This is a genomic window from Oceanicola sp. S124 (assembly GCF_000220565.1).
In the GTDB taxonomy this organism is placed as follows: domain Bacteria; phylum Pseudomonadota; class Alphaproteobacteria; order Rhodobacterales; family Rhodobacteraceae; genus Pseudooceanicola.
Genome location: NZ_AFPM01000313.1, coordinates 1 through 13,297, shown reverse-complemented (window position 1 = coordinate 13,297; position 13,297 = coordinate 1). Strand labels below are relative to the sequence as shown.

13 protein-coding genes and 1 pseudogene are annotated in these 13,297 nt (G+C 68.6%); 3 read left to right on the top strand and 11 right to left on the bottom strand.

Going from position 1 to position 13,297, the window contains the following annotated elements:
* From OS124_RS0121495 to cobS, 4 genes and pseudogenes are all read right to left on the bottom strand, one after another.
* A pseudogene (locus OS124_RS0121495) lies at positions 1–1,010 on the bottom strand (cobaltochelatase subunit CobT); the annotation flags it as partial.
* 207 nt (positions 1,011–1,217) lie between these two features.
* Positions 1,218–1,601 carry a hypothetical protein gene (locus OS124_RS0121490; RefSeq protein WP_010142067.1) on the bottom strand — a complete coding sequence of 128 codons (384 nt, stop codon included), beginning with the start codon at positions 1,599–1,601 and terminating at the stop codon, positions 1,218–1,220.
* Positions 1,602–1,699: 98 nt separating this feature from the next.
* On the bottom strand, positions 1,700–2,377 hold the full coding sequence (locus tag OS124_RS0121485; protein WP_010142066.1) for an aspartate/glutamate racemase family protein: 678 nt from the start codon (positions 2,375–2,377) through the stop codon (positions 1,700–1,702).
* Positions 2,378–2,381: 4 nt separating this feature from the next.
* The gene (cobS, locus tag OS124_RS0121480; protein WP_010142065.1) at positions 2,382–3,365 is read right to left on the bottom strand and encodes a cobaltochelatase subunit CobS; all 984 of its coding nucleotides are present in this window, start codon (positions 3,363–3,365) and stop codon (positions 2,382–2,384) included.
* 170 nt (positions 3,366–3,535) lie between these two features.
* Between cobS and OS124_RS0121475 the strand changes: the two genes are divergently transcribed.
* Both OS124_RS0121475 and OS124_RS0121470 read left to right on the top strand, forming a co-directional pair.
* On the top strand, positions 3,536–4,078 hold the full coding sequence (locus OS124_RS0121475; RefSeq protein ID WP_010142064.1) for a sigma-70 family RNA polymerase sigma factor: 543 nt from the start codon (positions 3,536–3,538) through the stop codon (positions 4,076–4,078).
* Positions 4,075–4,869, top strand: coding sequence for an anti-sigma factor domain-containing protein (locus OS124_RS0121470; protein WP_010142063.1), 795 nt, complete (start codon positions 4,075–4,077; stop codon positions 4,867–4,869). The genes OS124_RS0121475 and OS124_RS0121470 overlap by 4 nt, the downstream gene beginning before the upstream one ends.
* A gap of 93 nt (positions 4,870–4,962) precedes the next feature.
* Here OS124_RS0121470 and OS124_RS0121465 read toward each other — a convergent pair whose 3' ends face one another.
* Positions 4,963–6,609, bottom strand: coding sequence for a tannase/feruloyl esterase family alpha/beta hydrolase (locus OS124_RS0121465; RefSeq protein ID WP_168161501.1), 1,647 nt, complete (start codon positions 6,607–6,609; stop codon positions 4,963–4,965).
* 213 nt (positions 6,610–6,822) lie between these two features.
* Positions 6,823–7,455, bottom strand: a complete 633-nt coding sequence (locus tag OS124_RS0121460) for a J domain-containing protein (protein WP_010142061.1) — start codon at positions 7,453–7,455, stop codon at positions 6,823–6,825.
* Positions 7,456–7,547: 92 nt separating this feature from the next.
* Between OS124_RS0121460 and OS124_RS0121455 the strand changes: the two genes are divergently transcribed.
* Positions 7,548–7,802 carry a BolA family protein gene (locus tag OS124_RS0121455; protein WP_010142060.1) on the top strand — a complete coding sequence of 85 codons (255 nt, stop codon included), beginning with the start codon at positions 7,548–7,550 and terminating at the stop codon, positions 7,800–7,802.
* A gap of 46 nt (positions 7,803–7,848) precedes the next feature.
* Here OS124_RS0121455 and OS124_RS26280 read toward each other — a convergent pair whose 3' ends face one another.
* The 5 genes from OS124_RS26280 to OS124_RS25565 all read right to left on the bottom strand — a co-directional run bounded on the left by OS124_RS26280 (position 7,849) and on the right by OS124_RS25565 (position 13,279).
* Entirely contained in the window at positions 7,849–8,397 is a 549-nt protein-coding gene (locus OS124_RS26280; RefSeq protein ID WP_010142059.1) for a DUF4177 domain-containing protein, read from the bottom strand.
* Positions 8,394–8,858: a thioesterase family protein gene (locus OS124_RS0121445; protein WP_010142058.1), complete on the bottom strand. Its 465-nt coding sequence runs from the start codon at positions 8,856–8,858 to the stop codon at positions 8,394–8,396. Before OS124_RS0121445 ends, OS124_RS26280 begins: the two co-directional genes overlap by 4 nt.
* 164 nt (positions 8,859–9,022) lie before the next feature.
* Positions 9,023–10,537, bottom strand: a complete 1,515-nt coding sequence (gatB, locus tag OS124_RS0121440) for an Asp-tRNA(Asn)/Glu-tRNA(Gln) amidotransferase subunit GatB (protein WP_010142056.1) — start codon at positions 10,535–10,537, stop codon at positions 9,023–9,025.
* A 509-nt stretch (positions 10,538–11,046) separates the two neighbouring features.
* Complete coding sequence (locus OS124_RS26275; protein ID WP_010142054.1) at positions 11,047–12,369, bottom strand: hypothetical protein; 1,323 nt, start codon at positions 12,367–12,369, stop codon at positions 11,047–11,049.
* A 178-nt stretch (positions 12,370–12,547) separates the two neighbouring features.
* Positions 12,548–13,279: an aminopeptidase N C-terminal domain-containing protein gene (locus OS124_RS25565; RefSeq protein WP_443189688.1), complete on the bottom strand. Its 732-nt coding sequence runs from the start codon at positions 13,277–13,279 to the stop codon at positions 12,548–12,550.
* Positions 13,280–13,297 lie beyond the last annotated feature (18 nt).

Sequence of the window (13,297 nt, the reverse complement as noted above, 5' to 3'; positions counted from 1 at the left end):
TGATCGAGATAGGCGCGCAGGCGCTCCAGTTCTGCCGGATCGGCAAGATCCTCGGCCGCGATCTCTTCGTCGTAGGTGTCGCAATATATGACGTAATTCGGATCGGCGTCACTGACCGGCGCAGGCGCGGGGGGCTCCTGCGGGGCCTCGCCCTCGGGCATCTCGGCCTCTTCGCCGGCCTCCTGGTCGGCCATGTCGTCGGCGCTGACCTCGGCCTCGGAGCTGTCCTGCTGGTCTTCCTGGCTCTGCTCGGGGGAGGCCTCGGGCTGCTCCTCGCTGTCGTCCTGGCCGGTCGAGTCGGGGTCCTGGTCGTCGTCGGGGGCTTCTTCGGCGTCGTCCTGGGCTTCGTCGTCCTCGGCGTCCGGGTCATCGCCCAGCTGGTCGCCATAGCCCAGATCCTCGATCATGCGGCGGGCGAAGCGGGCGAAGGCCTGCGGATCCGACAGCGTGTCGCCGAGGTTTTCCAGCCGGTCCCCGGCGCGCTCTTCCATGAAGTCGCGCCACAGCTCCATCACGTTCTGCGCACCGGCGGGCATGGGGCGGCCGGTGGCAAGGTGACGGATCAGGAAGCCCGCGGCGGCGGGCAGGGGCGCCGAGGCGCGGTCCTTGATGCCCTCGTAGCCGAGGCGGCGCGCCTCGGCGGCGATCTTGTGGTCGATATTGCCCGCGGTGCCCGGCATGTCGCGGGCGCCCATGGCCTCGCAGCGGGCGGTCTCCATGGCCTCGAAGAGTTCGCGCGCCATCTGGCCGTCGGGCTGGTATTTCCCGTAGGTTGCGGCGTCGTGGTAGCGGTGGTGCAGGGCCAGCGCATCGGCCGTGCCCCGGGCCAGCAGCACCTCGTCCCTGGACATCCGGCGCGAGACCTGCGGCAGGCGCATCTGGTCGCCGCTCTTGCCGGAGGGATCGACGCTGTACTGCACGTTCAGGTCGGAATCATCGGCCATGACCTTGGTGGCCTCGGCCAGGGCCTTCTTGAACGGATCGGCGGGATTGTCGCTGGGCTTGCTCATGAGGGAAGATAAAGCACTTGGCCGGGAAGGTCGCAAGCGGGAAGCGCAGCGCGGGTGGTTGAAGGGGAGGGAGGGGGCGCTGCCCCCATCCGCTTTGCGGATTCCCCCGCAGTATTTCTAGCCATCGGATAAAGAGAAGAGGCCCTTGCATCCATCCGAAGGCCACAAATACTGCCGCCGGAGGCATTCGACATATGCCGCGGGTACCTAGCGCGGAAGGAGGGCGCGGCACTGGCCCAGCAGTGTCTCTGCCATCAGCCCCGCGCGGGCGGCTTTCTCGGCATTGCCGGAGAAACGGGCGGTGTCCAGCAGGGCACGCTGCGCGGCGCGGGCCTCGGAGCGCAGTGACAGGAAGTAGCGGGCCTCCGAGCCGGGCAGGCTGGCGAGCAGGTCTCGCATGTCCGAGAGGGCGGCTTCCGTGGGGCCGGCGTTGGTGGAGAGCAGCCAGTGGTGTTCGACCTCGGCCATCAGGCGCCCGGCGCAGCGGGCGAAGGTCTGGGCCGGGTCAGCCGAAAGCGGCGACGCAGCAGGCAGGGCCGGGGCGGAGGTCAGCGCCAGCAGGGTCATCATCAGGCCGGTTCTTGCAGACATCTGCCACCCCTCCCCGGATGCTACGTCACTGGGAGGTTAGGCAGACAGGTTTTCAGAAAAGGTTGAGGCGGCGGACAGGCCCTCAGAGGGCTGGGGGCTCAGAGCGTTGCGCGGCCCGTTGCCAGCCGCGCCAGCAGATCGACGTGGATGTCCAGCGCATCGACCACCGGGTAGCCTGCGTCGCGGTCAAAGGCGAGGTTCAGGTCGGTGCCTGCCAGGATCACCGCCTCGGCGCCCTGATCCTGCACCATCTTGCGGCCCAGTTCGAAGACCTCGGCGCGTTGTGCCTCGGTGCAGGCGCCTGACACGGCGATGTCCTGGTAGAGCTTGCCGATGGCGTCCAGATCGCCTTGGGGGGCCACGGCCCCGGTCTGCACCATCTGGCCGAAGAGGCGTGTGCGCATCACGTTGGCGGTGCCAAGCAGACCGACGCGCTTCAGCCCCTGGCGGGCGAAATGCGCATCCAGCGGGGCGATGGCGCTGACGAGGGGGAGGCAGGACAGGGCCTCGGTCTCGGGGAAACAGAAATGCCCGCCGATCGAGGTGATCGCCGCACAGTCGCAACCGGCGGCGCGCAGCCTCTCGATATGGCGGGCATAGCTTTCTGCCTGGGCCCGGGGCTTCCAGGCAAGGTTGTTGGTGATCAGCTCCCGGATGTCCGCATGGACCAGGGTCATCTCGAGGGTCCCGCCCAGATCGGCGACACGGCTGGCGAGGCGCTGGTAATAGACCAGGCTCGCCGCGACGCCGATACCGCCGATCAGGCCGAGATGCATGGCATCAGCTGGCGGCCGAGGCGGCGCTTTCGGGAAGTTCCTCGTCGAAGCAGCGCTGGTAGAACTCGGCCACGGTCTGGCGCTCGAGCTCGTCGCACTTGTTGAGGAAGGTCAGCCGGAAGGCATAGCCGGTGTTGCGGAAGATCTCGGCGTTCTGGGCCCAGTTGATCAGCGTGCGCGGCGACATGACGGTCGAGAGGTCGCCGTTCATGAAGGCGGTGCGGGTCAGGCCGGCCAGGGTCACCATCTGGCTGATGGTCTTGCGGCCCTTCTCGGTGTTGTAATGCGGCGCCTTGCTCAGCACGATCGCGGCTTCCGCGTCATGGCTGAGGTAGTTCAGCGTGGCGACGAGGGACCAGCGGTCCATCTGCGCCTGGTTGATCTGCTGGGTGCCGTGGTAGAGGCCGGTGGTATCGCCGAGGCCCACGGTGTTCGAGGTGGCGAAGATGCGGAAGAACTTGTTCGGCGTGATGACCTCGTTCTGGTCGAGCAGGGTCAGCTTGCCGTCGGTTTCCAGCACGCGCTGGATCACGAACATCACGTCGGCACGGCCGGCGTCGTATTCATCGAAGACGATGGCGGCGGGGTTGCGCAGTGCCCAGGGCAGGATGCCCTCGTGGAACTCGGTGACCTGCTTGCCGTCCTTCAGCTTGATCGCATCCTTGCCGATCAGGTCGATCCGGCTGATGTGGCTGTCGAGGTTGACGCGCACGGTGGGCCAGTTCAGCCGGGCCGCGACCTGTTCGATATGGGTCGACTTGCCCGTGCCGTGGTAGCCCTGCACCATGACGCGGCGGTTGTGGCTGAAGCCGGCCAGGATCGCCAGCGTGGTGTCGGGGTCGAAGCGATAGGTGGTGTCGACCTCGGGCACGCGGTCGGTGCGCTCTTCGAAGCCCTTCACCACCATGTCCGTGTCGATGCCGAAGACCTCGCGAACGGAGATTTCCTCGGTCGGTTTGGCGTTGCTATCGAGCGATCCCTCGGCCATGGTCGGCTAGTCCTTCCTGCTTCATTCGCACCCGCAGCATGATCCACGGGGTCCGCTGCACCATATCGAAGCGAACGGCGAGGGAAAGGGCAAAAAGACGCACGCCCCGGCGGGGCGGCAACCGGGGGCGCGAAGGATCCCCGGACCCGGGCCGAGGCGAAGAGGATGGCATGGCGACGCTTGAGGAAATCGAGGAGCTGATCGCGCAGGTGGCCGAGGGCGACCGGGCCGCCTTCCAGCGTCTCTACGCGCTGACCTCGGGCAAGCTCTTCGGGGTGGCTCTGCGCATCCTGGGCAGCCGGGCCGAGGCCGAGGAGGCGCTGCAGGACAGCTTCGTCAAGATCTGGCGCAATGCCGAGCGCTACCGCGCCACCGGCTTCAGCCCGATGACCTGGCTGATCACCGTCGCCCGCAATACCGCCATCGACCGGCTGCGCGCCCGCCGCGCCCGCAACGAGCACCTCTCGGAGGCCGAGGAGATGGCCTCGCCGCAGCCGGGCCCCGAGGCCCAGGCCATAGCCTCGGGCGAACGGGCGCAGCTTCTGGCCTGCCTGGAAGAGCTTGAGATCGACCGCGCCGAGGCGGTCAAGGGGGCCTACCTGATGGGCTATTCCTACCAGGAGCTGGCCGAGACTTACGGCGTGCCGCTGAACACCATGCGCACCTGGCTGCGCCGCAGCCTGCTGAAGCTGAAGGAGTGCCTGACGCGATGAGCGCCCGCCGGCCCGATCCGCGCGCTGACCGGCGTTCCGCGGCGCCCTCCGGCAAGGGCTCCGCTCCCGTCCCCGAAGGGGACGGTGCCTCCGCGACGCAAGAGGTGATGCTGCTGGCCGCCGACTACGTGCTGGACCTGCTGCCCCCGGATGCCCGGCTGGCCTTCGAGGCGCGGTTGTCGTCCGAGCCCGCGCTGTCGACCCTGGTCGGGACATGGCGCGACGATCCGCTGGCCATGCAGGAGGCGCTGTCCGGGCAGCCGCTGCCGGCGGCCACGCGCCGGGCATTGCGCGCCAGGCTCTGGGATGATCCGCCGGTGCCGCAGGGGCTGCGCGGCTTCATTGCCTCGCTGGGCATCGCAGAGCTGGTGATCGGCACCGCCGCTGCCGCTGCCCTTGCCTTCCTCGCCTGGGAAACCGGACTGATGTCCCCGCGCGATCTGCCGTATTATCGCGCCAGCCTTGGCGGCGGCGACGATCCGGTGCGCTACGAGGTGGCCTTCGACCCGGACGCCGCGCGGCTCAGCCTGCAGCGCCTGGGCCTGCCCGCCCCCGAGGGCCAGGGTCACCACTTCTGGCTGGTCGCGGGGGACGCGGCGCCGATTTCCCTGCTGGCCTGGCCGGGGCAGGCCGAACGCCAGGTGATCGACCTGCCGCCGCCGCTGGCCCGGCTGGCGCCCGGGGCCGATCTGCGCCTGACGCTGGAACCTGCGCCGGGCAGCGCGCCGGCCTCTGGCCTCCAGCCGGGGCAGCTTCTGGCCGAGGACCGGCTGAGCGTGCAGCCCGACTGAACCAGGTCGCGGCGGGGTGGGCGCAAGCCGCAATGGCAGGGGGCCGCGACACCCGCCGCGACCCCCGAAGAGTCCAGTGCTTCCGCCGCTGCCCTAGGGCAAGCAGCTGAAGCTGGTCGCCAGCATCGGATCACCCGCACCATCATAGCGCGGCACGGCGGGGTATTCGCAGAGCGGACGCTCGGCGGTGACCAGGTCCGCCTTCGGGCTGGAGTTGACCATCGGCCCCGGCGCGGTGCCGGTCTCGACCCAGGCCTCCAGCGCCGAGAACAGGTCCGACGCCGCCGGCATCCCCTCGGGTCCGACACCGGCATGGGTGATGGCGGGGAAGATGTAGAAGCGGGCGAAGTCGCGCGCCGGCACGCCGGTGGTCTCGACCATGCGGCGCCAGTAGGCCGCCACTTCGGCGGGCGGCACCTCGGATGCGCCCCCGGCATAGAGGATCAGCTTGCTGCCGCCCTCGGCCAGCGGGGTCAGGTCGGGGTCGGTGGCGTCGATCAGCTGCGCCACCTCGAGGATGCGGTCCCGCAGCGCCGGGTCGTTCTCGTCGAAGGTGAGGGCGTCAAAGCCGGGATCCTGCGCTACGAAGAACCGCGCATAGCCGTCACCCAGTCCGTAGACATAGGCGTCCTTGCCCAGCTCGACCGGGTTGCCCGGCTGCGGACGGGTGCCGAGGAAACTGCCCGACCAGGCCACGTTGCCCCAGGGATAGCCCGCGTGGCCGGTCAGCCCGTTGGGCAGCTCGTAGTCCAGTTCCACCGGGGCATGCATCTCGTTGATCGCCGCCAGCTGCGCCTCGCTCAGGCAGTCCTCGCCTTCGGCACCCTCGCAGAGCATGGTCGAGAGATCCGGCTGGCAGCCCTCGAAATCGCCGATCCAGCCGTCCTCGAGCCCGTCCAGCCCGTCGCACTGGGCGATGATCTCGGCGGTGACCACCTCGGCAGTGGCGGGCGGCACCCAGGCCGCGCCGCCATTGGCGTAGAAGGCGCGGGTGCTCTTCAGATGGGCCATCTTCAACCCCGAGAGCGCCGCCACCGGATCGCCGGCCAGGATGCCGTCGTAGTTCTCGGGGTGGCGCTGCGCGGCGACCATGGCCTCCTTGCCGCCCTGGCTGAAGCCGACGAAGTAGCTGTAGTCGGGCAGGCGCCCGTAATGGGCTTCGACGATCTGCATCGCGGCATCGAAGGTCTTGCCGACCGAAGCCCCGGCGTAGTTCTCGAACTCTTCCGGCACCAGCGCGAAGGAGGCCCCGCGCGGGTCGACGTCGGGACCGAGGGGCAGGGCGCCGTTCTGGTGCCCGCTGTCACCCTCGAAGGTGACGTGGTTCTTGAACGGGAAGGCCGCCTGGGCCTCGGGCGTCTGCCAGCGCGCGCCCTGGTTGTCGTTGATCCTGCCATTGAAGCCGCCGCCGCCGTATTGCACCGAGCGTCCGCTCCACTCTGTCGGCAGGGTGACGCGGAAGTTGATCGGAGAGACCTCCTCGCCCTGCGCCAGGCTGGCCATGACCACGCAGGCCTCGGGGGCGGTCGCGCTGGCGGCGACAAGCTCGGCGCCGGTCACGCTGAGGGCGCCTGCCTCGAAGTCGGCCAGCGCGGCGCAGTCTCCGGCGGCCAGTGCCTGGCCGGTCATCGCCAGCCCGGCCAGTGCCGATGCCAGGGCGAGCCGGCCGGGGGTGGCAGCGCCGGAACGTCCAGCGCTTCGGGGGCGCCGAGGGGCGCCGTTCGGGGGTCGGGTTGTCATGTCCATGCTCCTCCCAGATCCAAGACATGGAGGTAGGTTTGTATACATGACTTGCGGAGTCAAACGATTCCGCTGCGAAAACCCTGTCTGAATTGCCGAACTTAGGCGCGATGGATGGGTTTCGTGAATACATTGCCCCGCCCGCGCCCTACGAAAAAGGCCGCCAGCGCGGGGCTGGCGGCCTGTGAAGGGGGCCTCGGGACGGGGCTGCCGTCACTTGAAGCTGCGGCTGTCCTTGATCTGGTCCCAGGCCCAGACGACCTGCTGCAGCTGTTCTTCCTGACTGCGGTCGCCGCCGTTCATGTCGGGGTGCAGCACCTTGATCAGCGCCTTGTAGGCCTTGCGGATCTCGGTCTTGCTCCAGGTGTCCTTGGCTTCGAGGATATCGATCGCCTTGCGCTCGGTCGGCGGCAGGCGGCGGGTTACACCGCCCGGATTGGCGTTGCGCCCCGGATTCTGCGTCGCATTGGCGCCCAGCACCTGGTGCGGATCCTCGATGCCAAGCCGTGCCCAGGCCCGCGCCTCGGGGTCGCCGAGCGGCTTGGTCTTGCGTTCCCAGACCTTGTCCTCGGACATCTGGGCATTCATCTCCGCCTCGGTCTTGCCGTCGAAGAAGCTCCACTTCTGGTTGTATTCCCGGATGTGCTCCTTGCAGAACCAGAAATAATCGTCCAGCACGTCCGGGGCTTTCGGAGCCCGGTACTTGCCCGGTTCCTGGCAGTCCTCGTGATCGCAGATGCGGGTCGAGGTTTCCGAGGCCCCGGACATGCCGCGACGTCCCCTGTTCTGCTTTTTCTTGGCAGAAGAGATGGACATGTCGAAACCGAAGGGATCAGATTTGGGCATGGGGGCGGCCTCCTTGGTCGTGGGGCATTTCCGAGTCAGGCGCTGAAGTTTAGACTAAGCGGCGGCAGATTGAAGAGGCGACAGGAGAAAAAATGTCCCGAACGGCAGAGATCCGCGACCGGCTGCAGGCCCGGTTCACCCCCGAGGTACTTGAGGTCATCGACGACAGCGAAAGCCATCGCGGCCACGCGGGATACCAGGATGGCGGAGAGAGCCATTTCATCGTCCGCATGAAGGCCGGGGCGCTGGCCGGGCAGAGCCGCATTGCCCAGCACCGCGCCGTGCACGAGGCCCTGGGGCCGCTGATGCAGCAGATCCACGCCCTGTCGCTGGACCTGTCCTCGTGATGCGCTGGCGGGGGCCTTGCTGCCCCCGTCGTGAGGCCGCCCGGTTCTAGTCGCGACGCTGCGGCGCGGCTTCGGGGGTGTCCCCGCCGTTGTCTCCAGTGTTGTCCCCGGGGGTGTCCCCCGCGTCCTCCGGAGCGTGCTCCGCGGCCTTGAGGACAGGACCGGCCGAGGGGGCGGGGCGCTCGCGCAGGGCGTCGTGCTGGAACAGCGGTTCTTCGCGCCGGTCCCGGGAGGGGCTGCGCGCCATGATGCCATCGACCACACGCGCGGCGCTGCGCCTCAGGCGGCCGCCAAGGCCGGGCGCTGCCGGTTCGCTGCGCAAGGGCAGATCCTCGGGGGCTTCCAGCAGCTTCGTCTCGGAGGCTTGCGGAGCGTTGCGGGGATCACGTCGGAAGATCAGCAGGTTGTGATAGGTGGTGGCGCGGCGGCGCCCTGCCTCGGGCAGCATCTCGGCGCGGCAGTATTCCCAGCCCGAGGCGGCCATGTGGTTGATCACATCCTCGATGGTGCGCGCGAAACGCGCCTCGGGCCCGCGGACCCCGCGCACCCGGCGTGCCTTGTCCGGTGCCGGTACGACCCTGTATTCCCAGTTCATTTCCGCAGCCCCATCGGTTTGCCCACCCAGTCGGGTATCGGCTCCTTCTGGTGCTCCGCCAGGGCCGCGTCAAGCTTGGCCTGCACGGCAGGGGGGTAAGCGGCAACCTTCGGCCCGGATTGGTCGACGTGCAGGCTGATGCCCTCGCCGGTGGCGGCGATCCAGCCGTCGGAGTGGATCAGCTCCTGCGCATAGTGGAAGGCGCGCGGCCCGACATCCAGCAGCCGCAGCGAGGCGCGCAGCCGCGCGCCCTCGTGTACTTCGCGCAGGTAGCGGATGCGGAACTCGGCGGTATAGGTCGTGTGGCCGCTGTCGCGCAGGTAGCCCTCGCCCATGCCCATCTCTTCGCTGAACGGATCGCTGCCGAGGTCGAAGAGCACCCCGTAATAAGCCATGTTGAGATGGCCGTTGTAGTCGATCCACTCCGGGCGGACGATCATTTCGGGGCTGATGTAGGGCATGGGGTCTCCTCTGTCGGGGCCGAGCCTATCAGAGGAGCGGGGGAGGGCAAGGCACCGGATGCTTCGGTGTCGTGGCCCGTGACGGGGCCAGTGGGCCGGACGTGGAGAGGGCGGGGACATGCCCCGCCCTCTTTATGACTGACGTGTCGGGCCTGGCCGGAGGCCTACAGCCCCAGCTTCGCCGAGACGATGTCGTTCACCGCCTTCGGGTTGGCCTTGCCGCCGGTGGCCTTCATCACCTGGCCGACGAACCAGCCGGCCAGCTTGGGGTTCTGCTTGGCCTTCTCGACCTGGCCGGGGTTGGCGGCGATCACCTCGTCGACGGCTGCCTCGATGGCGCCGGTGTCGGTGACCTGCTTCAGGCCGCGGGCCTCGACGATCTCGGCCGCATCGCCGCCCTCGGTGAAGAGGACCTCGAAGACGTCCTTGCCGATCTTGCCGCTGATCTCGTCGGCCTTGATCAGCTTGATCAGCCCGCCCAGTTGCGCCGGCGTCACGGGGCTGTCGGTGATGTCGAGGTCATCCTTCTTGAGGCGTCCGAAGAGCTCGTTGATCACCCAGTTGGCAGCCAGCTTGCCGTCCCCGGCGACGCCCACCACCTCTTCGAAGTACTGCGCGTTGACCACTTCGGCCGTCAGCACCGAGGCGTCGTATTCCGACAGGCCGAAGTCCTTGACGAACCGGGCCTTCTTGGCGTCCGGCAGCTCGGGCAGGGAGGCGGCGATATCGTCGACCCAGCCCTGTTCGATCTCCAGCGGCAGCAGGTCGGGGTCGGGGAAATAGCGGTAGTCATGCGCCTCTTCCTTGGACCGCATCGAGCGCGTCTCGCCCTTGTCCGGGTCATAGAGCCGGGTTTCCTGGTCGATGGTGCCACCGGACTCAAGGATCTGGATCTGGCGCTTCGCCTCGTAGTCGATGGCCTGCTGGATGAAGCGCATGGAGTTCATGTTCTTGATCTCGCAGCGCGTGCCGAGGTGGCTGAAATCCTGCGTTTCCATGTACTTCTCGTACTGGCCGGGGCGGCAGACCGAGACGTTGACGTCGGCGCGCAGGTTGCCGTTCTGCATGTTGCCGTCGCAGGTGCCGAGGTAGCGCAGGATCTGGCGCAGCTTGGTCACATAGGCGGCGGCCTCTTCCGGGCCACGGATGTCGGGGCGGGAGACGATCTCCATCAGCGCGACGCCGGTGCGGTTCAGGTCGACGAAGGACATCGCCGGGTCCATGTCGTGGATCGACTTGCCGGCGTCCTGTTCCAGGTGGATGCGCTCGACGCGCACCAGCCGGGCGACGCCGGGGCCCATGTCGACGAGGATCTCGCCCTCGCCCACGATGGGGTGGTAGAGCTGGGAGATCTGGTAGCCCTGCGGCAGGTCGGGGTAGAAATAGTTCTTGCGGTCGAAGGCCGAGAACAGGTTGATCTGCGCCTTCAGGCCCAGCCCGGTGCGCACGGCCTGGGCGACGCAGTATTCGTTGATCACCGGCAGCATTCCGGGCATGGCCGCGTCCACGAAGGCGACGTTCGAGTTCGGCTCGGCGCCGAACCTGGTCGACCCGCCCGAGAAGAGCTTCGCATTGGACGAGACCTGGGCATGGACCTCCATCCCGATGACCAGTTCCCAGTCGTGTTTCGCGCCCGCGATGACCTTGGGCTTCGGGGTCTCGTAGGTGAGGTCCAGCATGCTCCGTCCTTTCCGGGATTGGCTTGATCACGGGTTCTAGGACAGGGCGCCGGGGTGGGCAAGGGGCCTCGGCACGACGGGAGGCCGGCGCCGGAGGATGCGGGCCTGACAAAGGGCACCTTGGGGGAAGACGATGGGTGCCGAGCAAAGGGGGCCGGAGGAGGGGCGTTGAAGAATGGGGGCCGGACAGCGGGTGTGAGACAGCGGGCGCCAGACTGCGGGCGCCAGACTGCGGGCGCCAGACTGCGGGTACCAGACAGCGGGCGCCAGACAGCGGGTACCAGACAGCGGGTGCCGGACAGCAGGCGCCGGACAACGGTTGCAGAGAGATGGGTGTCAGCAGTTGGGGCCCTGAGAGTGGGGCCAGACAGCGCGGACCAGGTAGCGCTGACTAGGCAGCGAGGGGCTGACTGAAGGGGCGGCGGAAGAAGGGGCAGGCACAGGACCGTATCGCCGCTGGGGCCCTGGGGCCTTTGGCGCAGCTGTAGCGCGCGCGCACGCACGCTCCGTCAGTGGCGGACAGCGCCGGTGCGGCGGGCCTTGACGATCGCGGCGATCTGGGCGGCGTCGCTGGCGAGGTCGGCAGGGCTCATCTGCTCTTCCGGCAGGGCAAGCGCCGGGCGGGCGCCGCGCAGCCAGAGCTCGGGGCGGATCTCGCTCATGTGGTGTTCGATCACCGGGGTGCAGGCGGCATGCAGCAGGTCGCGCGTGGCGCGGGCCGGGGCCGAGAGACCGGCGGGCGCGCGGCCCGGCGCCATGGCAAGGCCGCAGAACCCGGCGAGCAGGTTGGCAACCTCCTGTCCCGGGCGGCGTTCGAGGATATCGAAGAGCCCGCGGCGGAAGCGCGCGGCATCGCAGGCGGCGGCGGTCTCGGCCTCGCTGGAGAGGGCGTCGAGCCAGACCCAGGCATAGGCGCCATCGCCCCAGACATCGGCCAGCCGGTCGGCGGTCTGGGCGGCAGCCTGGTCGATGGCGGCGGCATCGCTGCCGAACCAGCGCGGCAGCATGTAGAGGCCGAACAGCCGCAGCGGCCCGGGATTGGCCGGATCGAGGTCGATCAGGTCCTCGAAGTCGTCGCGCATCCGGTCAGGCCCGGCGGGATCATTGGCCAGCAGGGCGATACGGGCCTCGGCCAGCATCGGGCTGGCTTCTTCGATCGGGCTGAAGCCGTCCAGCAGCTGCGCGGCGCGGTTGAAGTGGCGGGTGAACTCGGGGTGCGGCGCCGCCGGGCGGGCGACGGGCGGCAGGTCGCCATGGTAGAGCCAGGCGATATCCATGTGCAGGCGCGCGATGGTCACCGCCTCTGGCCAGTCGCCCTCGGCGGCGGCCTGATCCAGATCGGTGAGCCAGGCGCCCGAAGGCTCGGCCCCCTGCTGGATCGCCTTGCGCGCCGAGGACACCATGTCGGAGCGCGCGCCGGCGGCGAGCACATCGGACATGCGCACCCCGGCGGGGGAGGTTTCGCGCAGCCTGTCGGTTTCACGGATCAGGCGCGCCAGCAGGTCCCAGCGATCCTGACGCACCAGGGTGCGACCCTTCTGGAAATGGGCGCGGAAGGTGCCTTGCTCGCGGGTGGCATGGCGGATCGGCAGCAGGCGGCGGCGTTCGGTCGGGGTCTCTTCGGTCCCCTGGTCGAGCCCGGCGCGGCCGAGCCCTGCGCGCGCCTGCGCGGCGGAGCGGATGCGGATCTGGCGTCCGCCGGCCAGCGTGGCGCCGGCCAGGTCCAGAACCGCGGGCCCCGCCGCATCGTCGCCGGCCAGACCATGCTGGCCCCGGGGGGCGACCGTACCGAACAGGCTTCGGATTCCGGGTATCTGGCTCAGACCGCGCATGGGCATCTCCGCTTATCTCTGGCCCAGTTCTGCTGGGGCATTGGGGCCGAAACGTGGCACCTCAGGGGAGATATGACGTTAAACCGTCGTCACTTCGTTAACATTCACCAGAAACTTGCGTGGTTGTTTCCCGGCCCTTTGGTTGAGCCGGGAAACGTGTTTTATATCAGTGGTTTGGTCAGTGGTTCAGGATCCGGGTCACCATCTCGGACACATCGCGGCTGAGCCCCTCGCGGGCGGCGATCCGCTGAAGCGCGGCCTTCATCAGCGCCTGCCTGTCGCTGTCGAAGCGCTTCCAGGTCTGGAAGGCGGCACACATCCGCGCCGTGGTCTGCGGGTTCAGCGCATCCAGCTTGATCAGCCAGTCCGCCAGCAGCGCATAGCCCTTGCCCGAGGGCGCGTGGAAGCCCGCCTGGCTCATCGAGAGAGCCCCGAAGAGGGCCCGGAAGCGGTTCGGGTTCTTCATGTCGAAGTCCGGATGCGCCGCCAGCGCCTCGGCGACCTCGGCGGTCTTCTCGGGGCGGGCGAAGGCCACCTGCATCGAGAACCACTTGTCGATCACCAGCCGGTCGTGCTGCCACTGCTCGTAGAACGCGGCCAGTTCGGCCTCGCCTGCGTCGATGGACAGCAGTGCGGTCAGGGCCGCGAGCTGCTGGGTCATGTTGTCGGCAGCGGCGTATTGGGCGCGGGCGGTCTCTCCGCCGTCCAGCCGGGTCAGCAGGCCGAGCGCGGTATTGGCCAGCGCGCGGGCGGCCGCGGGTTCGGCATCGGGGCGGTAGGTGCCGGGCACCTGGTGGGCGGTGTAGAGCGTGCGCAGGGCGTCGGGCATCCAGTGTGCCATGGCCTCGCGCATCTCTTCGCGCTTCTCCCNGATCTGCTGCGGATCGGGGGTGGTGCCGGCCTCGTGCAGGGTCTGGGCCAGGTCCTC

Bases quoted from the DNA above. Each gene is read 5' to 3' on its own strand.
- OS124_RS0121490 (WP_010142067.1), bottom strand. From the start codon at position 1,601: ATGTCTGCAAGAACCGGCCTGATGATGACCCTGCTGGCGCTGACCTCC.
- OS124_RS0121485 (WP_010142066.1), bottom strand. From the start codon at position 2,377: ATGCATCTCGGCCTGATCGGCGGTATCGGCGTCGCGGCGAGCCTGGTC.
- cobS (WP_010142065.1), bottom strand. From the start codon at position 3,365: ATGGCCGAGGGATCGCTCGATAGCAACGCCAAACCGACCGAGGAAATC.
- OS124_RS0121475 (WP_010142064.1), top strand. From the start codon at position 3,536: ATGGCGACGCTTGAGGAAATCGAGGAGCTGATCGCGCAGGTGGCCGAG.
- OS124_RS0121470 (WP_010142063.1), top strand. From the start codon at position 4,075: ATGAGCGCCCGCCGGCCCGATCCGCGCGCTGACCGGCGTTCCGCGGCG.
- OS124_RS0121465 (WP_168161501.1), bottom strand. From the start codon at position 6,609: ATGACAACCCGACCCCCGAACGGCGCCCCTCGGCGCCCCCGAAGCGCT.
- OS124_RS0121460 (WP_010142061.1), bottom strand. From the start codon at position 7,455: ATGCCCAAATCTGATCCCTTCGGTTTCGACATGTCCATCTCTTCTGCC.
- OS124_RS0121455 (WP_010142060.1), top strand. From the start codon at position 7,548: ATGTCCCGAACGGCAGAGATCCGCGACCGGCTGCAGGCCCGGTTCACC.
- OS124_RS26280 (WP_010142059.1), bottom strand. From the start codon at position 8,397: ATGAACTGGGAATACAGGGTCGTACCGGCACCGGACAAGGCACGCCGG.
- OS124_RS0121445 (WP_010142058.1), bottom strand. From the start codon at position 8,858: ATGCCCTACATCAGCCCCGAAATGATCGTCCGCCCGGAGTGGATCGAC.
- gatB (WP_010142056.1), bottom strand. From the start codon at position 10,537: ATGCTGGACCTCACCTACGAGACCCCGAAGCCCAAGGTCATCGCGGGC.
- OS124_RS26275 (WP_010142054.1), bottom strand. From the start codon at position 12,369: ATGCGCGGTCTGAGCCAGATACCCGGAATCCGAAGCCTGTTCGGTACG.